This is a genomic window from Xanthomonas sp. (assembly GCF_017163755.1).
Lineage (GTDB): Bacteria > Pseudomonadota > Gammaproteobacteria > Xanthomonadales > Xanthomonadaceae > Xanthomonas_A.
Genome location: NZ_JAFIWC010000004.1, coordinates 185,021 through 210,431, shown reverse-complemented (window position 1 = coordinate 210,431; position 25,411 = coordinate 185,021). Strand labels below are relative to the sequence as shown.

The 25,411-nt window shown below is 68.5% G+C and carries 18 protein-coding genes; 11 read left to right on the top strand and 7 right to left on the bottom strand.

Going from position 1 to position 25,411, the window contains the following annotated elements; all coding sequences use genetic code 11:
• Positions 1 to 38: 38 nt before the first annotated feature.
• The 4 genes from JR065_RS04620 to JR065_RS04605 all read right to left on the bottom strand — a co-directional run bounded on the left by JR065_RS04620 (position 39) and on the right by JR065_RS04605 (position 8,439).
• A complete protein-coding gene (locus JR065_RS04620) occupies positions 39 to 2,525 on the bottom strand; it encodes a family 20 glycosylhydrolase (protein WP_206232518.1) in 2,487 nt (828 codons plus the stop codon).
• Positions 2,526 to 2,830: 305 nt separating this feature from the next.
• Positions 2,831 to 3,886 carry a glycosyl hydrolase family 18 protein gene (locus JR065_RS04615; protein WP_206232516.1) on the bottom strand — a complete coding sequence of 352 codons (1,056 nt, stop codon included), beginning with the start codon at positions 3,884 to 3,886 and terminating at the stop codon, positions 2,831 to 2,833.
• A gap of 15 nt (positions 3,887 to 3,901) precedes the next feature.
• Positions 3,902 to 5,581, bottom strand: coding sequence for an alpha-L-fucosidase (locus JR065_RS04610; RefSeq protein WP_206232514.1), 1,680 nt, complete (start codon positions 5,579 to 5,581; stop codon positions 3,902 to 3,904).
• A gap of 203 nt (positions 5,582 to 5,784) precedes the next feature.
• The gene (locus tag JR065_RS04605; RefSeq protein ID WP_206232513.1) at positions 5,785 to 8,439 is read right to left on the bottom strand and encodes a TonB-dependent receptor; all 2,655 of its coding nucleotides are present in this window, start codon (positions 8,437 to 8,439) and stop codon (positions 5,785 to 5,787) included.
• 883 nt (positions 8,440 to 9,322) lie between these two features.
• On the opposite strand from JR065_RS04605, the gene JR065_RS04600 reads away from it, so the two are divergent.
• Entirely contained in the window at positions 9,323 to 10,342 is a 1,020-nt protein-coding gene (locus JR065_RS04600) for a glucokinase (RefSeq protein ID WP_206232511.1), read from the top strand.
• Positions 10,343 to 10,940: 598 nt separating this feature from the next.
• Here the strand turns inward: JR065_RS04600 and JR065_RS04595 are convergent.
• The 3 genes from JR065_RS04595 to bioA all read right to left on the bottom strand — a co-directional run bounded on the left by JR065_RS04595 (position 10,941) and on the right by bioA (position 16,207).
• Positions 10,941 to 13,565, bottom strand: coding sequence for a TonB-dependent receptor (locus tag JR065_RS04595; protein WP_206232509.1), 2,625 nt, complete (start codon positions 13,563 to 13,565; stop codon positions 10,941 to 10,943).
• A 525-nt stretch (positions 13,566 to 14,090) separates the two neighbouring features.
• A complete protein-coding gene (locus tag JR065_RS04590) occupies positions 14,091 to 14,825 on the bottom strand; it encodes a 16S rRNA (uracil(1498)-N(3))-methyltransferase (RefSeq protein ID WP_206232507.1) in 735 nt (244 codons plus the stop codon).
• Entirely contained in the window at positions 14,816 to 16,207 is a 1,392-nt protein-coding gene (gene bioA, locus JR065_RS04585) for an adenosylmethionine--8-amino-7-oxononanoate transaminase (RefSeq protein ID WP_206232505.1), read from the bottom strand. The genes JR065_RS04590 and bioA overlap by 10 nt, the downstream gene beginning before the upstream one ends.
• Before the next feature lie 74 nt (positions 16,208 to 16,281).
• Between bioA and nudE the strand changes: the two genes are divergently transcribed.
• The 10 genes from nudE (at position 16,282) to JR065_RS04535 (ending at position 24,770) form a co-directional block, all read left to right on the top strand.
• Entirely contained in the window at positions 16,282 to 16,836 is a 555-nt protein-coding gene (nudE, locus tag JR065_RS04580; protein WP_206232503.1) for an ADP compounds hydrolase NudE, read from the top strand.
• On the top strand, positions 16,833 to 17,633 hold the full coding sequence (cysQ, locus tag JR065_RS04575; protein WP_206232501.1) for a 3'(2'),5'-bisphosphate nucleotidase CysQ: 801 nt from the start codon (positions 16,833 to 16,835) through the stop codon (positions 17,631 to 17,633). The genes nudE and cysQ overlap by 4 nt, the downstream gene beginning before the upstream one ends.
• 411 nt (positions 17,634 to 18,044) lie before the next feature.
• Positions 18,045 to 18,821 (top strand): nucleoside triphosphate pyrophosphohydrolase, encoded by a 777-nt coding sequence (gene mazG / locus JR065_RS04570; RefSeq protein WP_206232549.1) that lies wholly within the window; start codon positions 18,045 to 18,047, stop codon positions 18,819 to 18,821.
• Positions 18,818 to 19,141, top strand: a complete 324-nt coding sequence (locus JR065_RS04565) for a YnfA family protein (RefSeq protein WP_206232499.1) — start codon at positions 18,818 to 18,820, stop codon at positions 19,139 to 19,141. Before mazG ends, JR065_RS04565 begins: the two co-directional genes overlap by 4 nt.
• 476 nt (positions 19,142 to 19,617) lie before the next feature.
• Complete coding sequence (locus JR065_RS04560) at positions 19,618 to 20,583, top strand: SPFH domain-containing protein (protein WP_206232548.1); 966 nt, start codon at positions 19,618 to 19,620, stop codon at positions 20,581 to 20,583.
• A 3-nt stretch (positions 20,584 to 20,586) separates the two neighbouring features.
• Positions 20,587 to 21,018: an NfeD family protein gene (locus tag JR065_RS04555; protein WP_206232498.1), complete on the top strand. Its 432-nt coding sequence runs from the start codon at positions 20,587 to 20,589 to the stop codon at positions 21,016 to 21,018.
• A gap of 388 nt (positions 21,019 to 21,406) precedes the next feature.
• Entirely contained in the window at positions 21,407 to 22,513 is a 1,107-nt protein-coding gene (gene gcvT, locus JR065_RS04550; RefSeq protein WP_206232496.1) for a glycine cleavage system aminomethyltransferase GcvT, read from the top strand.
• Positions 22,514 to 22,604: 91 nt separating this feature from the next.
• Complete coding sequence (gene gcvH, locus JR065_RS04545) at positions 22,605 to 23,000, top strand: glycine cleavage system protein GcvH (RefSeq protein ID WP_206232494.1); 396 nt, start codon at positions 22,605 to 22,607, stop codon at positions 22,998 to 23,000.
• Between the two features lie 286 nt (positions 23,001 to 23,286).
• Positions 23,287 to 24,033: a hypothetical protein gene (locus JR065_RS04540; protein ID WP_206232493.1), complete on the top strand. Its 747-nt coding sequence runs from the start codon at positions 23,287 to 23,289 to the stop codon at positions 24,031 to 24,033.
• A gap of 293 nt (positions 24,034 to 24,326) precedes the next feature.
• Positions 24,327 to 24,770: a hypothetical protein gene (locus tag JR065_RS04535; protein ID WP_206232491.1), complete on the top strand. Its 444-nt coding sequence runs from the start codon at positions 24,327 to 24,329 to the stop codon at positions 24,768 to 24,770.
• Positions 24,771 to 25,411 lie beyond the last annotated feature (641 nt).

Below are 25,411 nucleotides of genomic sequence, written 5' to 3'. Positions count from 1 at the left end.
GCGGTGGGACAGGGTCATGCGATGGCTCTCCGGTTCGGTCAACGCTTGGCGGCGGGGGGCGCCTGCGCGGTGGTTTCGATCAGGTGGACGGCGCCGATGGCGTAGTACGGGCCGCGGATGGGGGAGGTGTAGCGCAGGCACAGGTCGTGGACGCCCTTGTGCGGGGGCAGCGCGGCTTCCAGCGGGAACTGCTCGCCCAGGGCGTCGCCGCGCGGCAGCGGGATCCGCGCCAGCAGCTTGCCCTTGCAGTCGTCCAGGCGCACTTCCAGTTCGCCGCGCGCGGTCCGGGACGGGTACTTCTTGACCTTGGCCTGGTCGTGGGCCAAACCGTAATTGCGCGCCAGCCGCGCCGCGTCCACGCGCAGGCGGGCGATGCCGTCCAGCCGCGCGGCCGGATAGCGCCAGCAACTGGTGAACAGGTCGATGTTGAACACCGGCGCGTCCTTGCCGGGCAGGTCCGGCAGCAGCGGCACGCGCAGGCCCAGGCCGCCGTCGGCGCAGGCGCTCAGGCCCTGGGTGTCGCGGCTGAGCAGGCTGGGGCGGTCGAGCACGCGGCCGCGCGCGGCGGCCAGCAGGCTGCCGTCGTCGGCGAAGGTGGCCGCGCGCACCGTGGCCGGCAGGGTCACCTCGAACGGCGCGGCATAGCGCGGCGATTTGAGCGTGGGTTCGCTGCCGTCGGTGGTGTAGCGGAAGCTGCCGAATTTGGCCTGGTTGCCGATTTCGACGGTGGCCTTGCCGCTGTCCAGCGCGGCGTTGTCGCCGCCCTGGATCTGGAAGTCGGGCGCGAACGCGCCATCGCCGTAGTCGATGCCCCGCGCGCGGTAGCGGTTGAGCTGCGCCGGCAGGCGCTGCAGGAAGCCGTCCCAGCTGCGCGCGGCCATCGGCGACCACGCCGCCTCGGCCAGCGCGTCCAGGCGCGGGTACAGCGCGTGGTCGATGTGCCAGGCCGAGGGGATGTATTCGGACCACAGCGCGGCCTGGGTGCCGAGCACGTGCTTGGCCTCCTCGGCGCTCAGCGCGGCCGGCACCGGGTCGAACTCGTAGACCTTGGCCAGCGGCAGCACCGACAGGCGCCCGTTGGGCTCGTCGCTGCGCGCGCTCTGCAGGTTGTCCAGGTACAGCCAGCCGGCCGGCACCAGCACCACGTCGTGGCCCTGCTTGGCCGCGGTCACCGCGCCGTCGACGCCGCGCCAGGACATCACCGACGCGCTCGCCGGCAGGCCGCCTTCGAGGATCTCGTCCCAGCCGATCAGGCGCCGGCCGTTCTTGGCCAGGTAGTCGGACAGCTGCTGGTTGAACCAGCCCTGCATCGCGTGCGCGTCCTTGACCCCGAGCTTGCGCATCTGCGCGCGCACCGCCGGCGAGCGCTCCCACTGGTCCTTGACCGCCTCGTCGCCGCCGATGTGGATGTACTGCGAGGGGAACAGCGCCAGCACTTCGTCCAGCACGCCCTGGATGAAGGTCAGGCTCTTCTCGTCGGTGTCGAACAGGTAGGGATTGACGCCCCAGTCCACCGACACCTTCGGCCGCTGCCCGGTCACGCCGACCAGTTCCGGATACGCCGCCACCGCCGCCTGCGCGTGCCCGGGCATGTCCAGCTCCGGCAGCACGGTGATGTGGCGCGCGGCGGCATAGGCGACCAGGTCGCGGATCTGCTCCTGGGTGTAGAAGCCGCCGTAGCGTTCCGGCACGCCCTGGGTGCCCGCGCCGGGCGGGGTGCGCCAGGCGCCGATCTCGGTGAGCTTGGGATAGCGCTTGATCTCGATGCGCCAGCCCTGGTCGTCGGTCAGGTGCAGGTGCAGCACGTTGAGCTTGTGCTCGGCCATCGCGTCGATGACGCGCTTGACCGTCTCCGGGTCGTGGAAGTGGCGCGCCACGTCCAGCAGCAGTCCGCGCCAGCCGAAGCGCGGCCAGTCGCGGATCCGCACCTCGGGCACGCGCACCTCGCCCTTGCCGGCATCGGGCGTGAGCAGCTGCCAGGCGCTCATCGCGCCGTAGAACAGGCCGCGCTCGTCGCGCGCGTGGATCAGCATGGTGCTCGAGTCCACGTCCAGCGCGTAGCCTTCGGCGGCCTCCACCGGCGTGCTCGGGTCGACCTGCAGGCGGATGCTGTTGCCGGCCGGGATCTGCTCGCTGCGGATTTCCAGCGACAGGCCGCGGGTGCGCTGCAGCAGCGTGGCCAGTTGCTGCGCCACGCGCATCGCGGCCGGGTCGTCGACCGGCACCGACAGCGTGCTGCCGGCGCCGATGGTCAGCGTGTCGTCGCCGCGCTCGGCGCGCGCCGGCGCCGGAATCAGCGGCAATGGTGCATTGCTCGCCGGCGGCTTCGGCGCCGCGGCGGCAGGTGCCGCGGCGGGCTTGGTGGCGTCGGCAGGCGCGACGTCGTCGCGCCCGCAACCGCCGAGCAATGCGCTGAGTGCGAGCAGCGCAAGCCCCAGCCAGTGGGTGCGGGAAACCGCCGCGACGCCCGCCGGGGCGGTCGTCGGGCAGTGCGGCATACGGGGGCGTGCACCCACTTCGGTCATTCGGTCTACCTCGTGCTGTCCAGATACATATCGTAGGGCCTGCTAACGCTATTGGGACAGGCCACGTTGTCGTGTCCGGCGTCCAGGTGGCCGTGCGTGGCGCCGTGGCAGGCTGGCCGCCTGTCCAAGCCACGCGCGGCCGCCTGGGCGCCGGACACGGCAACCCGCAGGGCCGCGCTTGGGCGCGCACGGTGCGGCGTCATCGCTCGGTCGCTTATCGGCATAAGCTCCCTCCCTCTTCCTTGCCCCGCACGCGCCCAAGCACGGCGTGGCCTATCCCAATAGCGTTAGCAGGCCCTAGTAGATCAGCGCGACGCGGCCGGCAATTCGTCCCACACCTTCGGGTCCTCGGCGCCGAGCACCCAGCAACTGAAGCCTTCCAGGCCGTATTCCTTCACCAGGTCGTAACGCGCGCGGAAGCTGCGCGCATCCGGGCGGAACACCCATTCGCGCATGTCGTCGCGGTAGAAATAGAACCACGATTCCTGCTCGACCGGGTCCCATTGCACGGTGGCGTTCTGCTCGATCGCCAGCGGGAAGGATTCGTCGGCGTCGATGTAGGTCGCCGAGATGTTCGACGCTTCGGTGCCGTCTTCCTTCACCGGGTTGCCGGTGTACCAGCGGTAGCCGTAGGTGGCGATGCCCAGCGACAGCTTCTCCTTCGGCACCTGGGTCAGCGCGTAGTCCAGGTGCTTCTTCATCCACACCATGCCGTCCACCGGGCCGGGCGTGGTCCAGCGGGTGTGCTGGTCGTAGGTCATGATGCTGACCAGGTCCACGGCCTGGCCGAGCGCCTTCAGGTCGTAGGCGCCGCGCCAGTATTCCCACATCCACTTGGAGAACTGCCCGCCCTCGCCGTAGCCCGGCGCGTTCGGCACCACCGCCACCGACATCTTGAAGCCGGCCTTGTGCAGCGCGTCGGCGGTCTGCTTGACCATCAGCGTGTAGGCGTCGCGGTCGGTCCAGGCGATGTTCTCGAAATCGAACTGGAAGCCGTAGTAGCCGTGCCTTTTGCCGTGGATCAGCAGCGAGGCGATCATGCGCTTCTTCGCCTCCTCGTCGTGCATCAGCTTGTGGAAGCCGTCGCGGCCGGTGGTCATCGACAGGATCGGCATCACCCGCAGCTTCTTCTGCTTGGCGATGCCGTACAGGTACGGGTTGGGGGTGCCGTTGACCAGGCCGTTCTGGTCCACGCCGTACCAGGTGGGCACCACCACGTCGATCTTGTCGACGTTGGCCAGGAACGAGTTGGTCGATTTCTGCGTGTTCATCAGATAGAACAGCGCGGTCGGGTTCTTGGCCAGCGCCGGGGCGCAGGCGAAGGCCAGCGCGAGCAACAGCCAGGTCAATCGCTTCATCATCGGGAAGGGCGTCCGTTAGCGGGTGGGGGAGGGCAGGTCGATGCGGAACACGTAGGCGTGTTCGCCGGCGGGCTTGGCCGGCAGGCTCAGGTGCAGGCCGTCGGCGCGCTGTTCGAACGGTATCTTCCTGCCGTTGCCGAGCAGGGTGACGCCGCGCACGCGGTCTTCGGGCTTGAGCGAGCGGATCACCGCCTTGCCGTCGGCCGGCCAGCCCATCTCGATCGCGTACAGCGCGCCGTCGCGGGTGGTGAAGCGGAAGTCCTCGGCGGTGTAGGGCTTGGTCTTGGTGTCCTGGAAGGTGCCGCCGACCACTTCGGTCGGGCCTTCGCCATAGGTCCGCCACGGCTGGCTGTCGTAGATCGCTTCGCCGTTGGTCTTGAGCCACTTGCCGATCGCCAGCAGGATGTCGCGCTCGGTGTCGGGGATCGAGCCGTCGGCGCGCGGGCCGATGTTGAGCATCAGGTTGCCGTTCTTGCTGACCACGTCCACCAGCATGTGCACGATGAAGGTCGGGGTCTTGTAGGTGTCGTTCTCGATGTAGCCCCACGAGGCGTTGCTGACCGAGGTGTCGGTCTGCCAGTGGGTGGGGTGGATGCCGGTGAGCTGGCCGCGCTCGATGTCCAGCGTGCCGGCGCCTTCGGGCAGCGCGCCGAGCTTGTAGTTCACCACCACCCCGTCGCCGCGCGCGGCGCCCTGGTTGTAGTAGTACGAGAGCAGGGTCGGCAGGGTGCTGCGGAAGGTCGGGTGCGCGATCCACCAGTCGAAGTAGATCAGCTCCGGCTCGTAGCGGTCGATCAGCTCGGTGGTGCGCGCCAGCCAGTCGTCCAGCCAGGCCTGCGACACCGGCGTCCAGTCGTTGTGCACGTCGGCGTCGTCCTTGCCCGGCAGGCGCACCTGCGCCGGGCCGTACAGGCCGGCGTAGCGCGGGTCGTTGACGTCCGAGTCGAAGTGGCGGCCGCCGTCGAAGAACCAGTCGTGCTCGGCGCGGTGCGAGGACAGGCCGAAATGCAGGCCTTGCGCGCGGATCGCCTTGGACAGCTCGCCGATCACGTCGCGCTTGGGGCCCATCTTGGTCGCGGTCCAGTCGGACAATTGCGAGTCGTACATCGCGAAGCCGTCGTGGTGCTCGGCCACCGGCACCACGTAGCGCGCGCCGGAGGCGCGGAACAGCTTGGCCCAGCCCTGCGGGTCGAACTTCGGCGCGGTGAACAGCGGGATCAGGTCCTTGTAGCCGAACGTGGCCTGCGCGCCGTACTTCTCGATGTGGTGCGCGTAGTCCTTGCTGCCTTGCTGGTACATGTTGCGCGAATACCACTCGTTGCCGAACGCCGGCACCGAGAACACGCCCCAATGGATGAAAATGCCGAACTTGGCGTTGTCGTACCAGCCGGGCGAGCGGTAGTGCTTCAGCGATGCCCAGTGCGGGCGGAACGGGCCGTTGCGGGCGCCGGCGTCGGCCTGGCGCACCAGCCGCGCGCGTTCGGGCGCGTACTGGGCGGTGGCCTGGAGCCACTGCTGGTCGAGCTGTTCGGGACTGAGCGTGGTGGCGGTGGGCGCGGTCGGCGACGGCGCATCCGCGGCGCAGGCGGGCAATGCCGCCAGCGCCAGAATCAGGGAAAGCGCATTGGCCAGAGTCCTGCGTGCAGCTCCGGCGTGGCGGGATCGGTCCGCGCGGGGGCGGGTCTCGGACGTCATGGAACTGCACTCCTGTGGCGAAGACGGTGCCGGCGATAGCGCCCGGAACCGCGGATTGTAGGAGCGGACCTGGCCGCCACTGCGTCCGTGGACGAGCCGCGCGCGGAGGCGCTCCTGCATGTAGCTTCGTTGCGTGGATCGTGGATCGGCCCGGTAAAAAAAGGCGCGCCACCGTGGAGGGTCGGTGACGCGCCAGCCCTACGTCAGAACTTGAAGTTCAGCTGCGCCTGGTAGCCGCGGCCGTTCTTGTACATGCCGATCGGTGCGTACTTGACCTCGTTGTACCAGTAGTACGTGGAGTCGAGCAGGTTGGTGGCACTCAGGCTCACGCTCATCCAATCGTTGATCTCGTACGAAGCGGTCAGGTCCAGCTGCTTGTACTCGTCGGTAAAGATGTTCGAGTTCAGGCGGCCGATCTGGGTGAAGTACTTGGAGCGGTAGCTGTAGTTCACCCGCACCATCCACGGACCGTTTTCCCAGTACGGGATCACGTTGTAGGTGTTGCGCGACAGGTACGGCAGGTTCAGGCCGTCGCTGCCGCTGGATTCGGCGTAGGTGTAGTTCGCCTGCAGGCCGAAGCCGTAGCCGAATGCCTGCTGGTAGTTCAGCGACGCGCCCTTGACCTTGGCATCGGAGGCGTTGATCGGCGAGCTCACCGTATAGAGGCCGCTTACGCCGGTTACCGCATCGGTCAACTGCTGCTGGGTGGTGGTGGTGACGATGTACGAGCTGATGTCGCGGTAGAACACCTCGGCCGCCAGCATGCTGGACGGGGCGAAATACCACTCCGCGGCCAGGTCGTAGTTGGTCGACTCGTACGGTTCCAGGTCCGGGTTGCCGCCGCTGGCGGTCAGGTTGCCGTTCGTACTGTTGATGGTGAAGGAGCCGGCCAGATCGCCGTAGCGGGGACGGGCCATCACCTTGGCAGCGGAGAAGCGCAGCACCTTGTTGTCGTCCAGATCGTAGGCGACGTTGAAGCTCGGCAGCGGCTTGTAGTATTGCTTGGTCTGCTGCACCTGGTTATAGGTGCTGCCACCGTCGTTGCTCTGCCAATACAGCGACTTGTCCTTGGTGTCGACATAGCGCAGACCCAGGTTGCCACGCCACTTGCCCGACTCGAAGTTCAGCTGCGCATAGAGGTTGCTGGTGATCTCCTTGACGTTGAACGAGGAGCCGTAGTCGATCCGGTAGGGGCCCTGCGGCTGCGAGCGCAGGTAGGCGATTACCGAGTTCAGGTTGGCGGTGGACCAGTTGGTCAGGTCGCCACTGGCGCCCAGGCCGTCGTACAAGCCGCTCGGCGTGGTGCCGGGGCTGAAGTCGGTCAGCGAGACGGCACCGGTGGTGTTGATGCGGTTGCCACGTGCGTCCACGCCATTTTCATGGTTGATGTACTTGTAGCCGACCTGGAGCTTGTTCAGCATGCCCCAGTCCAGATCGCGCGAGGCGTCGAACTGGAAGTACTGCTCCTCGTCCGTGCTCTTGGCGTAGTAGATGCCGCCTGCTTGCATGGCCGAGGCATCGGTGGAGCCAGCAGCCAGCCCGGCCGGCGTGGAAGGCAGGCCCCAGTTCGCCGCGCTGCCATCGGCATAGTTGACCGTGGTATGGCTGCCGTCGTATGCGAAGTCGTAGCCACCGTCCTGCAGCAGGAACTTCATCAGGTACTCGGGGCTTTTGCCGCCGGTTGCCTTGGTGGTACCAGCCTGCGAGGTGAACACCCACTTGTCGCCATACCAGTCGTGGCGCAGGTTCAGGCTCTTGGTGGTGACTTCACTCTGGCGGTAGTTGGTGTCGAGCTGGGCGTACGGCTGGCCGGCGGCGCCATCGCTGACGGTGCCCGAGGTGACATAGCCGTTCTCGACATTGGCGCTGGTGACCTTCTGCAGGTCGTTGTTGCACGCCGGACAGACGTAGCGCGACTCGCTGAAGTTGTTGTACTTGCCCTTGATGTACAGGCCGGTCAGGTTGAACTCGTTCTGCTCGTTCGGCTTCCACTGCAGCGCGCCCTGCAGGCCGCTGCGTTCGCGGGTCTGCTGGAAGAAGGCGCTGTTGATGCCGGCCGGCACCTTGGCGGTTGTAACGTTACCTCCGTCGCCCGTGATAGTGGCACTGCCCGGGATATTGGCGCCGGTGGTGTAGCCGAAGAACTCGATGCCGGCGCGCGCGAGGTCCTGCTTGTCGTGCGTGGCCGAGATCAGCGCGCCGAAGGTCTCCTCGTCGTTCTTCCAGCTCCACAGCGCCGAGCCGCGCGGGTTGCCTTCTTCGGAGCGGTCGTTGTAGTTGTAGCCGACCGAGCCGCGGATGGTGTTCTTGGGCAGGTCCAGCGGCTTGCGGGTGTGCACGATCACGGTGCCGCCGATCGAGCCTTCGTCGATGCGCGCTTCCGGGGTCTTGTAGACCTCCATCAGGCCGATGATTTCCGGCGACAGCAGGGTGTAGTTGAAGGTGCGCCCGCTGGTGTCGGTCGGGTTGCCGCCCCAGTCGCCCGAAGCGATGGTCTGGCCGTTGAGCAGCACGCGGTTCAGCGCCGGATCGGTGCCGTTGATGCTGACCTTCTCGCCTTCGCCGAACTGGCGGTCGACGCTGATGCCGGGCAGGTGCGACAGCGACTCGGCCGCGTTGGTGTCCGGGAACTTGCCGATGTCCTCGGCGCTGATCGCATCGACGATCGAGTTGGCCGAGCGCTTCACCGTCTGGCTCTTCTCCAGCGAGGCGCGGTAGCCGGTGACGGTGATGGTGTCCAGTTCCTGGACGTTCTTCGACTCGGCGCTGGCGGCGGGCGCTTCCTGCGCAGCCGCATTGCCGGACAGATACAGCGCGGCCATGATGCTGATGGCTAACGTGGTGGTGCGGCTATTCATTGGCTAAACCTCTGGGTTAGTACATTGGGCATGAGGTGCCAACCGATGTTCCGGCGTGCTGGCCGCTGCCCGGCCTATGGCGCACGGCGCCTTGCGGCGGTCGCGCGTATCGCGTTTCGGTGCGCGTCGTCCGGGCGCTGACGCGGAAGTAGCCGGCCGGCGGCACCGAGGCGCCGGTCCTTCCGTGTTTCCTGTTGAGATGAGCCAACAATCCAGCAAGTCATTCGCGGTGGTGCCGAGGCCGCTGCGCCGAGCCGTGCGTCGCTTTGGCGCGCTTGGATCCGGTGGTCTGTCGCGTCCGCGTCGTCGAGCGCCGGTGTCGCTCTCGTTGCGGATGCTCGACGTGCCTGCGTAGCGCGGTTTCTCCGCCCCCTGAACGTTATGTGTCTTGAAGATGTAAACGTTGTGTGTCTCGAGTCTGTAATAGCGTTGACAGCGTTGTCAATACTTCCTTCACGGGTTTTTGACAAATCGGCGGTGGATCGCCTCGATTCGCGGGTGCGGCTAGCGGCGCCGGTGCCCTGTCATGCGTGCATGTGTTTGTTTAGCAAGCGTAATTCTGCCGGGCGGGCCTGGGCACAGGGAGTTTCGTTCGACTCCGTATTCATTTTATCGACCGGCAAAACCGGACTTGCATCCCGGAATTTTGTGCGATGCGGCGAAGCGTTTGCGTCGATACTCGGCTGCAGAGGCTCTGCAGCCCGCATCCTGACGAGGATCATGTAGACGTCTTCGCGCATGTCCACCCGTCCGCGTCACCGTCGGCGATAATCGTGGCCGGCAGGGCGTGAATTCGTCTTGACAACGTTGTCAAGATGGCTCGACACTCGGCCGATCATCGTGGTTCGGCGCGCGCCATGTGGCGGCGCAAATGGGAGAGTACGTGTCCGCAAGCAGTTCACCAGTGGCAGCGGCCGGTTCGCGCGCCGAGCCCTTCATTGCCGCCGATGTCGGCGGCACGCATGTCCGTATCGGCCTGGTGTCGCGCGATGACGCCACCGACGCCGCGCAGCCGGTCAAGGTGCTGGATTACCGCAAGTACCGCTGCGCCGACTATCCGGGGCTGGCCGAGATCATCGGCGACTTCCTGTCGCGCGTGTCCGGCCCGGCGCCGACCCGCGGCGTGATCGCCAGCGCCGGCTACGCGCTGGAGGACGGCAGCGTGATCACCACCAACCTGCCGTGGACGCTGTCGCCGCCGGAGATCCGCGAACGCCTCGGCCTGCAGGCGTTGCATCTGGTCAACGACTTCGAGGCGGTGGCCTACGCCGCCTCGTCGATGGACGCCAGCGAAGTGCTGCATGTGACCGGCCCGCGCAAGGCGCAGCGCGGGCCGGCGCTGGTGATCGGCCCCGGTACCGGGCTGGGCGCGGCGGTGTGGATTCCGACCGGCCACGGCGCGGTGGTGCTGGCGACCGAGGCCGGCCACGCGGCCTTGCCGGCCGGCAACGCGCTGGAGATGGCGCTGGTGCAGCACGCGCTGGCCACGCGCAGCTACGTGCCGGTGGAGCACCTGCTGTCCGGGCCGGGCCTGCTCAATCTGTACAAGGCGCTGTGCGTGCTGCGCACCGCGGCGCCGCTGCATGCCTCGCCCAGCGAGGTCACCGCGGCGGCGCTGGCCGGCGACGATCCGCTCGCGCACGAGGCGCTTTCGGCGTTCTGCGGCCTGCTCGGCAGCGTGGTCGGCGACATGGCGCTGCTGTACGGCATCCAGAGCGGCATCTATCTGGCCGGCGGCTTCCTGCCGCAGATCGGCCAGTTCCTGGCCGGCAGCGGCTTCGTCGAGCGCTACTTGAACAAGGGCGTGATGCGTCCGGCGCTGGAGCAGATCCCGGTGAAGGTGGTCGAGCACGGCCAGCTGGGCGTGATCGGCGCGGCGAACTGGTTCCTGCAGCAGCAATAGCGCGCTTGCGGCGCGCTGGCCGCGTTGGCGAGATCGGAACGCGACGTCGTGGCGTGTGGCGTGTCGGGATCGTCGTCGTCGCTGAAAGGACCCCTAGAAAACCTCGCATCCGGAATCGGTGCGATAGGGCATCACCGGCGTGTGCCTTTTTTCTGTCGCGGCTGAAGCCGCTCCTACAAGAGCGAGCGGTGCGGCTTCTGTAGGAGCGGCTTCAGCCGCGACAGAAAGATGAAGCGGTCGCGATGCCAAGGTGCCCCTGAAAAACGCGGCATCAACGCCAGCGACTCCCTCATCCCCGATCCTCCTTTGCGACTTCCCGCGATGTGGGACCTCAGGCCGGAAAACTGCACGCCGAGCGCATCAACGAAGTACGAGCGCATCGGCGCGCGGTTCCGGGCCGCCGCATCGGCCGGGCCGGGGGCTGTCAAAGTTGTGGTGGATCGGCGCTTTTCGGTCGCGACAGGCTGTTCTTGAAGTCGTCGGTGGCGACCGCAAGTGCCGGCGTAGCAACGCTCGCTGGTGCCGCGATGACGAGCCCGCGGAGCGCCGATGCGTGCGACACGGCGGCGGCCCGTGCGGCCGCCGCCGTCGCCACGCCTTACAGGGTGAAGTGCACGCTGAGCATGTAGCCGCGCCCGTTCTTGTACAGGTAGTAGGGCTGGCTCTCCTGGCCGACGTAGCTGTAGTAGGTCTCGTCGAGCAGGTTGGTGCCTTCCAGCTGCAGCTTGACCTTGTCGGTGATCGCGTAGGACACCGATGCGTCGAGCTGGGTGAAGTCGTCGGTCATCTGGTTCGCGCCCAGGCGCCCGATCTGGGTGAAGTAGGCCGAGCGCCAGCCCAGCGTCAGCCGCGCCTCCCACGGCCCCTGCTCGAAATAGGGGCTGAGGTTGTAGCTGTTCTTGGAGTTGTACGGCAGGTTGTAGTCGCCCTGGGTGTCGGCCTTGGAGTAGGTGTAGTTGGCCGCCACGCCGAAGCCGGCGCCGAGCTCCTGCTGGTAGCTCAGCGACACGCCCTTGACCTTGGCCGCGCCGGAGTTCTGCGGCAGCGTCACCTCGTAGATGTCCTCGCGGTCGTAGGTGTTGTTGTGCAGCGGCTGGTTCACCAGGGTCTGCAGGATGTAGTTGGAGATGTCGCGGTAGAACAGTTCGCCGGCCATCACGCTGTTGGGCGCGAAGTACCACTCCAGCGACGCGCCGTAGTTGTTGGAACGGTACGGGTCCAGTTCGGGATTGCCGCTGCTGGCGGTGAGCTTGTTGTCGTCGGCGTTCACGTACGGGGTCATGTCGGCGTAGCGCGGACGCGCGATGACCTTGGCCGCGGCCACGCGCAGGATCAGGTCGTCGGACAGGTCGTAGGCGAAGTTCAGCGACGGCAGCCATTCGCCGTAGGACTTGTTGTAGCGCACCGGCGCGTAACTGTCGCCCTGGTACTGGTAGCCGCCGATCGCGTCGCGGGTGTTGACGTAGCGCACGCCGACGTTGCCGCGGTAGTTGTAGCCGGAGAAATCCGCCTGCACGTAGGCCGCGCGGTTGCGCTCGACCACGTCGAAGGTGCTGCCGTAGCTGGGCTCCAGCGCATCGGTGCCGGGCAGCCCGTTGACGTAGTCGACCAGCGCGCCCGGGCTCTGCCGCGCCCAATGGCGCATGTCGTCGCTGACCGACAGGCCGTCCAGGTAGCCGCCGGGCGTGGTGCCGCCGTAGACCGCGGCCAGCGTGGTGGCCGGGTCGGCCGGGTAGCTGTCGTAGTACATGTCCTGCTGGGTGCTGTGGCGGGTGGCCTTGACCCCGAAGCGCAGCTTGGTGACCGGCCCCCATTCGACGTCGTGGTCGAAATCCAGTTGCGCGTAGCGTTCCTTGTCCAGGTTCGGGTAGCGGTTGACGGTGGCGCCGATGACCGACATCGCCTCCAGCGCGTCGGGCGGCACGGCGTAGTTCACGCCGACGTTGCGATGGTCGATGGCGTAGTCGTAACCGCCGTTGCCGCGCAGGGTGAGGCCGTAGATGCGGTCGGCGCCGCCGGCCGAGCGGGTCGCGCCGATCTGCCCGGACAGGTTCCAGCCGTCGCCGTGCCAGTCGCCGCGCAGGGTGTTGCTGCTGGTCTTGACCGTGGTGTTGCGCACGTAGGAATCGAGGATGGTTTCGGCGTTGTCGCCGTAGGCGCCGGAGGTGGCGATGCCGTCGCTGACGTTCAGCGCGGTGGCGTTGGCGGGAACGAAGTTGGCGTAGCGGCTCTGATTGACGTTGTCGAACTTCTCCTCCACGTACAGGCCGGTGTAGGTCAGCTCGAAGGCGTCGTTCGGCTTCCACTGCAGCGAGCCGGTCACGCCGTCGCGCTTGCGGGTCTGGGTGAACAGCGCGCTGTTGATCGCCGTGGGGTACACGCCCTGCTGGCCTGCGGCCACCGCGTCGGGAAAGCCGGCGCCCTGGATGTCGCTGTAGCCGAAGATCTCCACGCCGTCGCGGCGCAGCGAGCGCTCCGAATGCATCACCGAGCCGAGGATGCCGAGCGTGCCGGCGTCGTTCTTCCAGTTGTACAGCAGCGAGGCGTTCGGCTTGCCGTCCTCGGAGCGGTCGTTGTAGCCGTAGCTCACCGTGCCGGTCAGCAGGTTCTTTTCCAGTTCCAGCGGCTTGCGCGTATGCAGGATCACGGTGCCGCCGAGGCTGCCTTCGTCGATGCTGGCCTGCGGGCTCTTGTACACCTCGGCGCTGCCGATCACCTCCGGCGCCAGCAGCGAATAGTTGAACGAGCGGCTGTCCGGATTATTGGGGTCGCCGCCCCAGTTGGTGGAAGCGATGCTCTGGCCGTTGAGCAGCACCCGGTTCAGCGCCGGGTCGGTGCCCAGGATCGACACCTTCTCGCCTTCGCCGAACTGGCGGTCGACGCTGACGCCCGGCAGGTGCGACAGCGACTCGGCGACGTTGGCGGCGGGGAACTTGCCCACGTCCTCGGCCGAGATCGCATCGACGATGGCATCGGCATTGCGCTTGATGTTGAGCGATTTCTGCAGGCTGGCGCGGTAGCCGGTGACCTTGACCGTGTCCAGGTCCTCGACCGGCGGCTGCGCGGGCGCGCCACTGGCGCTGGCCGCGGCAGCGGGCGTCGAGGCCTCGGTGGCGGGCGTGCCGTCCTGGGCGGTGGCGGCCTGCTGCGCGGACGCGGCGGTGGGCAGCGACAGCGTGGCGGCGATGGCGAAGGCCAGGGGCGTGGATCGGATGGTATTCAAGGGGCGGTCTCCGAGGGGCTGCGTACATACGCGAGAACGTCGCCGGCATCGTGGCGACGAAGCGACGCCGGCCGGCCCCGGAAGCGGGCGCGGCAGGCAAATGAAAGACGACACACGTGCGCTGGCAAAGGACGGGCCCGGCCGCGGGCCGGCAACGCCGATGCCGTGGTGGGTGAGGCGCGAGGGGAGCTGCGGACGGGAAGCCCGGCGGCGCGACATCGGCGATGTCGCGGGCGGGCGGTCCGCTGGCGGCGCGGCGGCGGCCGGTCGCGCGGTGCTGCGGACGAGGGTTCGCATGCGGCCGAACCGTGGAGGGCGAAGCGCCGGAACAAACCGGAAGCACCCCGTGGGATGGCTCAGGAGGAGCCGACTGTCGCGCGCTTGTCCTTCGTTGTCAACGCTTGCTGGCGTAACGTTTTCTGCACGAAACCCGTTGTTTCATGCAGAAATCCAATCGCCGCGACGCCGCCGTTCAGGCGCTGGATTCCATCGTTGCCATCGGGCGCGGTGCGCGCCGCGGCGCCGCTACAGATCGCCCAGCTGCGCCTGCAGCGCGGCGATCGCAGCCAGCCCTGCGGTTTCCGTGCGCAATATGCGCGGGCCCAGGCGCAGGCCGCTGAAGCCGGCATCGCGCAGCGCGGTGCGGTCGCGCGGCGACCAGCCGCCCTCCGGGCCGATCGCGATCGCCACCGTGGCCTCGGCCGTCGCCGCCAGCGCGCGCAGGCGCAGTTCGCCCTGCGGGTCCAGGGTGAGCTTGAGCATCGGCGCCGGCAACGCGCGCGCGGCATCGGCCAGCGCCAGCGGCATGCCCAGCGCCGGCACCCGCGCGCGTCCGGACTGCTCGCAGGCCGAGACGACGACGCTGCGCCAGTGCGCCATGCGCTTGTCGGTGCGCGCCGCGTCGAGCTTGACCTCGGTGCGTTCGGCCAGCACCGGCACGATCGCCGCCACGCCCAGTTCGGTGGCCTTCTGCAGGATCAGGTCCATCTTCTCGCCGCGCGCGATGCCCTGCAGCAGGGTGATCGCCAGCGGCGATTCGTTGTGCAGCCGCTGCGCCGCGCCCAGGCGCGCGCTGGCGCCGCGCTTGCCGACCTGCACCAGCTCGGCGTCGTAGTCGCAGCCGTCGCCGTTGAACAGCACGCACCGCTCGCCTTCGCGCAGCCGCAGCACGCGCACCAGGTGGCCGGCCACGTCCTCGGGCAGCGCCAACTGCGCGCCTTCGTGCAGCGGCAGGTCGACATGGCAGCGGGTCAGGCGCATGCGACGGCCTCGTCGATCGCGGCCAGCGTGGTCTCGGCGAGCAGCGCCAGCTGGGCGTCGTCCACGCAGTACGGCGGCATCCAGTACAGCACGTCGCCGAGCGGGCGCAGCACCACGCCGCGTTGCAACGCGGCCCGATACGCGCACAGGCCCACGCGCGCGCCGGCCGCGAACGGGGTGCGCTTGTCGCCGTCGCGGGTCAGTTCGAACGCCACCACCATGCCGGCCTGGCGCACGTCGGCCACGTGCGCGTGGTCGTGGAACGGCGCGGCCAGCGCGCGCAGCGTCTCGGCGGTGCCGCGGTTGCGCGCGATCACGTCGTCCTGCTGGAAGATCTGCAGCGACGCCAGCGCCGCGGCGCAGGCCAGCGGATTGCCGGTATAGCTGTGCGAGTGCAGGAACGCGCGCTCGCGGCTGTCGTCCAGGAAGGCGTCGTACAGGTGCTGGGTGGCCAGCACCGCCGACAGCGGCAGGAAGCCGCCGGTCAGGCCCTTGGACAGGCACAGCAGGTCCGGCATCACCCCGGACTGCTCGCAGGCGAACAGGGTGCCGGTGCGGCCGAAACCGGTGGCGATCTCGTCGGCGATCAGGAACGCGCCGTTGGCGTCGCACAGTTCGCGCGCGCGGCGCAGATAGGCCGGGTCGTGCATGCGCATGCCGCCGGCGCACTGCAGGCGCGGCTCCAGGATCAGCGCGCAGATCTCGCCCGGGTGGCGGTCGAACAGGTCGGCTAGCGCGTCGGCGGCCACGTCGGCGCGTTCGGCCGGCGATTGCCCGGGCTCGGCCAGGTAGGCGTCGGGCGACGGCGCGAACAGCGCCTCGGCGAGCAGCGGCGCGTATACGCGGCGGTACAGCGGGATGTCGCCCATCGCCAGCGCGCCGAGGGTTTCGCCGTGATAGCCGTTCTCCAGCGCGACGAAGCGGGTGCGCCGTGTCTCGCCACGGTTGTGGAAATAGTGGAACGCCATCTTCAGCGCCACCTCGACCCCGGCCGAGCCGTTGTCGGCGTAGAACACCTTGGCCAGCGGCGCGCGCCCGGCCTGGCGCGGTGCCAGCGCCAGCAACTGCTCGGCCAGGGTCACCGCCGGCTCGTGGCTGAAGCCGGCCAGCATCACCTGCTCCAGCTGCGTGGCCTGCGCCGCGATGGCGGCGGCGATGCGCGGTTCGCTGTGGCCGAACAGATTGGTCCACCAGCTGCTGACCGCATCCAGGTAGCGGCGTCCGGCGTGGTCGATCAGCCACGCGCCTTCGCCGCGGGCGATCGGCAGCAGCGGCAGGGTGTCCGGGTGCTCGCGCATTTGCGTGCACGGGTGCCACAGCACCGCCAGGTCGCGTTGCCGCCATCGCTCGGCCGTCTGTGATGCGGTTAGGTCTGTTAGCATTTCGCGCTCATGAACACGTCCCTCGCTCCGCACATTCTATCGGCCCGCGCTCCGCGGCGTGGCGGGGTGTGCGCGTGACGCGGCGCCTGCCGATCATCCATGCCCGGCGCGAGCGCAGCGAAAGCGCGTCCGGCCGCAACATGGAGGAGCTGGACCTGGAGTTCAGCAACGGCGAACGCCGCGTGTTCCACCGGCTCAAGGCGCCCGGCCACGGCGCGGTGGTGGTGGTGCCGATGCTGGACGCGCAGACCGTGCTGCTGGTGCGCGAGTATGCCGCCGGCGTGCACCGCTACGAGCTGGGCCTGGTCAAGGGCCGCATCGACGCGGGCGAGTCGCCGCAGCAGGCGGCCGACCGCGAACTCAAGGAAGAGGCCGGCTATGGCGCGCGGCGGCTGGACGTGCTGCGTGCGATGACCCTGGCGCCCACCTACATGAGCCACCAATCGTGGCTGGTGCTGGCGCGAGATCTCTATCCCGAAAAACTGCCCGGCGACGAGCCGGAGGAACTTGAAGTCGTGCCCTGGAAACTGGCTGAACTGGATCAATTGATGTTGCGCGATGATTTTTCCGAAGGACGTTCGCTGGCGGCGCTGTTCATCGCCCGCGAGTGGTTGGGTCGCGCCGGATGATCCGCATCACCGCAGACCTGCGTGAAACCGTAATCGCCATCGCCATCGACGCCGCCGCCGCCATCATGGCGGTGTACCGCACCAGCTTCGACGTCGAGCACAAGGCCGATGCCAGCCCGCTGACCGAGGCCGACCTGGCCGCGCACCGGATCATCGTCGAAGGCCTGGAGCGATTGACCCCCGACCTGCCGGTGCTGTCCGAGGAATCGGCGGCGATCGCGTGGGACACCCGCCAGCACTGGACCAGCTACTGGCTGGTGGACCCGCTCGACGGCACCCGCGAGTTCGTCAAGCGCAACGGCGAGTTCAGCGTCAACATCGCGCTGATCCACCAGGGTGCGCCGGTGCTCGGCGTGGTCCAGGCGCCGGCCGACGGGCGCCTGTGGCATGCGGTGCGCGGCGAGCAGGCGTACCGCCGCGATGGGTTCCGCGACAGTGCATTGAGCACGCGGCGGCCCGCCGCCACGCCGTTGCGGGTGGCCGCCAGCCGCTCGCACCGCGATCCGCGCACCGACGCGCTGCTTGCGCGGATGGGCGACACCGAGGTGGTCGCGCAGGGCTCGTCGCTGAAGTTCTGCCGCATCGCCGAGGGCGAGCTGGACGTGTATCCGCGTTTCGGCCCGACCTCCGAATGGGACACCGCGGCCGGGCAATGCGTGCTGCATTCGGCCGGCGGCGCGCTGCTGGCCGCCGGCACCGGCAAGCCGTTCCGCTACAACCGCCGCGACTCGCTGCTCAACGGCGACTTCATCGCGCTGGGCGACCCGGCGCTGCCGTGGCGCCAATGGCTGGATTGAACCACTAGGGCCTTGCAGGCCCTGGCGTCGGCGCGCCGTCGATGCGGGCGCGCCGATGCCTCCTGCCGCACTGCCGCGCGACGCCGGAAATGACGCCGCTGCGCAGCCGGCAGGCGGCGCCGGCGCTGGACGCTGCCGTTCCGCGTCCGTTCGTTAGGGGCACTGACGCCGCCTGGCTGGGCGCAGGTCTTCCAACCAGCCGGTGAGCGTCGAGCGCCGCGTCACGTTGCGTTTGCGCCGTCCGCCGCGCGGCAGCGCTCGGCGCCGGCGCCGTGTCCCGCTGCCCGCGCCGCGGCGCGCCGCCGCCACGGCGGCTCTGCCACACTAACGGTCAGGCGGCACCTTGGCCGTCGCATCGGAAACCCCCACGTGACCGCAGCACGCTACGACCTCCCGGCCCTGCTCGACATCATGGCGCGCCTGCGCGACCGCGAGCGCGGCTGTCCCTGGGACATCGAACAGGATTTCGCCAGCATCGCGCCCTATACGATCGAGGAGGCCTACGAGGTGGCCGACGCGATCGACCGCAACGACCTGGCCGACCTGAAGGGCGAACTGGGCGACCTGCTGCTGCAGGTGGTGTTCCATGCGCAGATGGCGCGCGAGCAGGGCGCGTTCGATTTCGGCGACGTGGTCGCGGCGATCTGCGACAAGATGGTGCGCCGGCATCCGCACGTGTTCGGCGACAGCCAGGTGGACGACGCCGCGCAGCAGACCCTGAAGTGGGAGGAGATCAAGCGCGGCGAGCGCGAGGCCGCCGGCGACACCGACGCGTCGGCCCTGGCCGGGATCTCGCGCGGGCTGCCGGAATGGCAGCGCGCGGTGAAGCTGCAGTCGCGCGCGGCGCGGGTGGGATTCGACTGGCCGCATCCCGGCCCGGTGCTGGACAAGCTGCAGGAAGAACTGCAGGAACTGCGCGCGGAGTTCGCGCATGGTGCGGTGCAGGACAACCAGGCGCGGCTGCAGGACGAGATCGGCGACGTGCTGTTCGTCTGCGCCAACCTGGCCCGGCACGCGCAGGTCGACGTCGGCGCCGCGCTGCGCCATGCCAACCTGAAGTTCGAGCGCCGCTTCCGTGCGATGGAGCAGCTGGCGCAGCGCGACGGCGTGCCGCTGCAGGACCTGTCGCTGGAGCGGCAGGAGGACTACTGGCAGCAGGTCAAGCGCCAGGAACGCGGCGCGCAGTGAAGACGCTGCTGCTGTTCGTGTTGACCGCGCTGGCCGAGATCGCCGGCTGCTATCTGCCGTACCTGTGGCTGCGCGAGCAGCGCAGCGCCTGGCTGCTGCTGCCGGCCGCGGCCAGCCTGGCCCTGTTCGTGTGGCTGCTGACCCTGCATCCGGCCGCCAGCGGCCGCGTCTACGCCGCGTACGGCGGGGTCTATGTCGCCGTCGCGCTGGCATGGCTGTGGGCGGTGCAGTCGATCCGGCCGACGCGCTGGGACCTGCTCGGCGCGGCGCTGTGCCTGCTGGGCATGGCGGTGATCATGTTCGCCCCGCGCCAGGGCTGACCCGGCCGCGTTGCGGTCGCGGCGTGGACGTCGCGCAGCCAGCGACGCCATCGCATGCCGCGCGGTCTGGCGAGCGCTTCCTTCTATCTATATATATGTATCGGCGCGCCCTGGCCGCCGCACGCTCGCGTCCGCCGAGCGCGACCGCCGCATACGCCGAGGCCGCCAGCGTGCTCGACCACGTCCTGGTCACCGCCACCCGTGCACCGACAGCCGGCCGCGCGTGCCGCGACCGCTGTCCGCAGGCACCGCTCGCGAAGGCGCCCGACGGCGGGCGCGGCGGCACGTGCGGTGCCCGCGCATGCGTGGCGATGCACTGCTTGGCTTAGATCGGCAGAAGCGCTGGCCGGCAGCCGGGTCGCTTTTCGTTCGCTTCGCCGCCGGCGCTCGGCCGTCCGGCTCGCCGCCGGGCGCGCGGCCGCTGGCGCGCAGGCCATGGCTATACTGCTTGCTCGACTATCTGGGTAACGGAGCGCCTGATGCCTTCCACCTTCATTCTTGCCGTGGTGATCCTGATCTTCGGCGTGATCGTGCTGTTCAAGACCGTGCGCATGGTGCCGCAGGGGTTCCAGTGGACGGTGGAGCGCTTCGGCCGCTATACCCACACCCTGTCGCCCGGCCTGCATTTCCTGATCCCGGTGGTCTACGGGGTGGGGCGCAAGGTCAACATGATGGAGCAGGTGCTGGACGTGCCCAGCCAGGACGTCATCACCAAGGACAACGCGGTGGTGCGCGTGGACGGGGTGGTGTTCTTCCAGGTGCTGGACGCGGCCAAGGCCGCCTACGAGGTGTCGAACCTGGAGATCGCCACGATCGCGCTGGTGCAGACCAACATCCGTACCGTGATCGGCTCGATGGACCTGGACGAGTCGCTGAGCCAGCGCGAGACCATCAACGCGCAGCTGCTCAGCGTGGTCGACCATGCGACCAATCCGTGGGGGATCAAGGTCACCCGCATCGAGATCCGCGACATCCAGCCGCCGCGCGACCTGATCGATTCGATGGCGCGGCAGATGAAGGCCGAGCGCGAGAAGCGCGCGCAGATCCTCGAGGCGGAGGGCTCGCGGCAGTCGGAGATCCTGCGCGCCGAAGGCGAGAAGCAGGCGGCGGTGCTCGAGGCCGAGGGCCGCAAGGAGGCCGCGTTCCGCGACGCCGAGGCGCGCGAGCGCCTGGCCGAGGCCGAAGCCAAGGCGACCGCGATGGTGTCCAGGGCCATCGCCGAAGGCGACGTGCAGGCGATCAACTACTTCATCGCGCAGAAGTACGTGGAGGCGTTCAAGGAACTGGCGACCGCGCCGAACCAGAAGTTCGTGCTGATGCCGATGGAGTCCAGCGGCATCATCGGGTCGATCGCCGGCATCGCCGAGCTGGCGCGCGAGGCCCTGGGCAAGCAGCAGTCCGCGCCGCCGCCGGTGCCGCGCGCGCCGCGCAACGGAGTCTGAGCCATGCGCACGGAGGTGGTGGTCTGGGGCGCGCTGACCCTGCTCCTGTTCGCCGCCGAGGCGATGGCGCCGGGCGCATTCATGCTGTGGATGGGCTTCGCCGCCGCGGCGGTGTTCGTCGGCGTGCTGGCCGTGCCGGGCATTCCGCTGCTGTGGCAGATCGGCGCCTTCGTGGTGCTGAGCTTCGTCGCGATCCAGGTGTACCGCACCTGGTTCCGCGGCCGCGACCGGGTCAGCGACCGGCCGCTGCTCAACCGCCGCGCCGAGCAACTGATCGGCCGGGTGGTGCTGCTGGACCAGCCGATCCAGTCCGGCCGCGGGCGCGCCAAGGTGGACGACGCGTTCTGGGTGGTCGGCGGCGACGACTTGCCGGCCGGCACCGCGGTGCGCATCGTCGGCGTCGACGGCATGACCTTGCAGGTGGAGCGGGCGTGAGTGAGGCCGGGACTCGGGACTCGGGACCGGGGACTCGGGGACTCGGGGATGATCGCGAGTTCGCTGCATTCGCGCTTTTTTGTAGGAGGGGCTTCAGCCCCGACGCCTTACCGGTAGAGCGTTGGGGCTGAAGCCCCTCCTACAGAAAAGCGGTTGGGCTGAAGCGGGAAGAGCCGTTTTTTCTTCAAAAAATCGGCACTTTTTTCATCAAATCGCTTGACAGCGATCTAGCCCGGGGCAGCATCCTGCCGTCCCGAGTCCCGAGTCCCGAGTCCCGAGTCCCGAGTCCCGAGTCCCGAGTCCCGAGTCCCGAGTCCCGAGTCCGCCTCCCATTCCGCCCCCCTGCACAGGCGGCGATAATGGGGGACTTTACCGACGGACCTGCGCCATGACCCAGAAGACCCTACTCAACGATACCCATCGCGCGCTCGGCGCCAAGATGGTCGATTTCGGCGGCTGGGACATGCCGATCCACTACGGCTCGCAGATCGAGGAGCACCACCAGGTGCGCCGCGACGCGGGCATGTTCGACGTCAGCCACATGACCGTGGTCGACCTGCATGGGGCGCAGGCGCGCGCGCTGCTGCGCCACCTGGTGGCCAACTCGGTGGACAAGCTGAAGGTGCCGGGCAAGGCGCTGTACACCTGCATGCTCAACCCGCAGGGCGGGGTGATCGACGACCTGATCGTCTACTACCTGGCCGAGGACTTCTTCCGGCTGGTGGTCAATGCCGCCACCCGCGCCAAGGACCTGGCCTGGATCGGCGAGCAGGCGCGGGCGTTCGCGGTGCAGGTGCGCGAGCGCGAGGACTTCGCGATGATCGCGGTGCAGGGCCCCAACGCGCGCGCCAAGGTGATCGGCCTGCTGCGCGAGGACGACCGCGCCGCGGTGCGCAAGCTCGGCCGCTTCGCCGCGGCGGACGCGCTGTCGGCCACGGGCGTGCCGCTGTTCGTCGCGCGCACCGGCTACACCGGCGAGGACGGGTTCGAGATCGTGCTGCCGCAGGAGCACGCGGTGGCGTTCTGGAACGCGCTGCTCGAGGCCGGGGTCAAGCCTGCCGGCCTCGGCGCGCGCGACACGCTGCGGCTGGAAGCCGGCATGAACCTGTACGGGCAGGACATGGACGACAGCGTGTCGCCCTACGAGGCGGCGCTGGCCTGGACCGTGGCGCTGGACGAGGACCGCGCCTTCATCGGCCGCGAGGTGCTCGAGGCGCAGAAGGCCGGCGGCGCGCCGCGGCAGATGATCGGCCTGGTGATGGACGACAAGGGCGTGCTGCGCCACGGACAGAAGGTGCTCACCGCGCAGGGCGAGGGCGAAGTGCTGTCCGGCACGTTCTCGCCGACGTTGGGCAAGGCGATCGCGTTCGCGCGGGTGCCGGCCGGCGAGCCGGGCCAGGTGCGGGTGGACATCCGCGGCAAGGAAGTGCCGGTGCGGGTGGTGAAGTTCCCGTTCGTGCGCGAAGGCCAGGTCCAGCCCGGCGTCGCCGGCTGAGCCGGCGGCGACGCATGGCTTCTTCCTTGCGCATCGTGTTCGCTACACTAGCCACCCGTCCCCGACCATCGTCTTTTCCCGGAGCAGCCCCATGAGCGAGATCCCTGGCGACCTCAAATTCCTCAAGTCCCATGAATGGGCGCGCGTCGAAGGCAACGGTCGCGTCACCGTCGGCATTTCCGATCATGCCCAGGGCCTGCTCGGCGACCTGGTCTATGTCGAGCTGCCCAACGTCGGCGACCACGTCGAGGCCGGCAACGGCGCAGCCGTGGTCGAGTCGGTCAAGGCCGCGTCCGACGTGTACAGCCCGCTCACCGGCACGGTGGTCGAGGTCAACACCGCGCTGAGCGACAAGCCGGAAACGATCAACGAGGACGCGTACGGCGAGGGCTGGATCTTCGTGCTGGAAGTCGACGACCCGGAGCAGTTGAACGAACTGCTGGCGCCGGACGACTACGCCGAGCTGCTCGAGGAAGACGGCCACTGAGCCGCCGCTCCCGCATCGATCACCCGACCGGCCGCTCATGCGGCCGGTTTTCGTTTTGGGCCCCGCATGCGTGCCGGCGCGTCCGCGGTGCGCGCGCCGGTGCGCTGCGACGGCGCGTTCGCGGTCCGCTCGCCCGGGATGCGTCAACGCCGTGTGGAGACGATGGCCATCGGCGCGTCTCGATGCGCGCGGCAGCGCGCCAGCGGCATGCGGGCGTGTGCGGACCGCGGCGTGCGGCAGCCTGCGGCGGTGACGCGAGCGGCGGACCGCAGCGCCGGCAGCGGACGTGCCGGCGGCACCGTCAATTTTTTGCCGCTTACCGGATGCCGTTTTTTGTCCGGCAGGCGCGCGTACGCACCGCTCGCTCGGCTTTGCGGCGCCGACCGCCGCGCCGCGCGATGCCATGGCGATGCGTCGGCGGTGCCGCGACCGCGCCTCGCTCGCGCGCTGCCGCCGCGCGGCCGCGCTCGACGCGCTTGCTGCGTTGCTGTCGTCGACGGCGGGCGATGCGCCGCCGCCGAGCCGCCGCATCTCGCCTTCGCCGGTCGATGCGCATGCGCACGACGAACGCCGAGATGACGCCAGCGTGAGCGTGCAGCGGACGCCATGCGATGCGTCGCGGCGACGCGATCGCACCCGCGCCGATGCCGATCCGGCGCTTGCATGCGCGGCGTTCGGCGCCGACAGCGGCGAAAAAGTTTGCGCAGTTTTGCGCATTTGCTCTTGTGCGACGCCAGAAGCGCGCAACGCATGCAAAGTTTTTTTCAGCTTGCGGACAGGCTGGGCGAAGCGCTCGTCGCGCCCGTGGCGATGCGTCCGCGCCGGTCGCGATGGCGCGCTCGTATTCGGGCGATTGCAAAAAACCACGGGAATTACCGCTGTTTTTTTTCGAAGCGATGTTTGTCGGCGCGTGTTGCGGGCATCGCGGCGGCGGTTTCGGCGCGCCTGTCCGGACCGGCAACGGCGTCGGCGCGTGCGGCTTTGGAAAAAAATCGTGCGCAGAAGTGTTGACAGTAAAAAAAAGCGTGATTAGGTTTCGCCCAGCAGACGTTGCTGCGAAAAGAGAGTGAGCCGGATCAACATCGAAACTCGAAGCACAACTTGGACATCCGCCAGGAACCCGACGATGGTGGATCAGGTGTCGCTTCCCTCCGAGAAACGCAACGTCTCCCCTGGCATGGCACCCGTATCGGCCTTCGATGCGGGTGTTTCTGTATCCGACCCGGCACGCGCGACGCGTCGGCGGATCCTGCAGGCGGCCCATCGCCGCGGGTTTGCTTCAACTGGGCGTTTTCAATCCATAGTTCACTGACGAGGAGCCATCCCATGGCCACGAAAAAAGCTGCGAAGAAAAAGCCGGCCGCTAAGAAAGCGGTCAAGAAGTCTGCCGCCAAGAAGTCGGTAGCCAAGAAGGCCTCCGCGAAGAAGGCGGTCAAGAAGGTAGCCAAGAAGTCGGCCGCCAAGAAGGCGGTGAAGAAGACCGCCAAGAAGGCAACGGCGAAGAAGGCGGTAAAGAAGTCCGCCACCAAGAAGACCGCGGCCAAGAAGACCGCCAAGAAGGCCACCGCGAAGAAGGCGGTGAAGAAGTCCGCCGGCAAGAAGACCGCCAAGAAGGCGACCGCGAAGAAGGCAGTGAAGAAGTCCGCTGCCAAGAAGCCGGCTGCGAAGAAGGCGACGGCAAAGAAGGCTGTGGCTAAGAAGAAGCCGGCTGCTCGCAAGAAGAAGGCCGCTCCGGTTGCACTGCCGGCAACGCCCGCGCCGCTGATCTAATTCCATTCCGATTAGCCGTACCTAAGCTCTCTCCCCGGTGCCCAGCGGGGAGGGAGCTTTTTTATTGGGCGCCTGACGGGTGCCACGATACGCTCCGCGGCTCCTCCTGCGTGCCGCGCCCCACGCCTGCACGGCGAGCCCGACGGGCGCGGGAAAGCGGCGATGCGCAGTGGTGCCATCGCCAGTGCCATCGCCATTGCCGCCATCGCCGCGTCCGGCGGCGTAGCCGCAGCGTCGCCGGCTGCAACGTCGGTCCGAGGTCGTTGATCGAGGGCCGTGGAATGCAGGTGGCTTGAAGATGTCCTCGTCGATATCGGCGCAGGCACGATCCGGCTCGCTGCACGTGTCGCACACCTGGGCACTTGCTCCGGATCGGGACGGGTTGACAGACCGGTGGACGCGGGTCGGTGCGAGCCTGCCTGCGGGCCGCTCATCCCCGGCAGCGACACGTCCATCGGCAGATGTGCAAGGCGCCCAGATGCTGGTGGCATCGATGGGGATCCGCCACCGCGACCCGGCCCTGCAATGCGGCTTTGCGAGTAGCGGGCTGTCCGCCGACAGGCCGCGCGAGGTGCGTGGCGCCTAATGGCGCGACGCGCGCCTCACATGGCCTGTGTGCCGCCGCATCGCCAGCGCGAGGG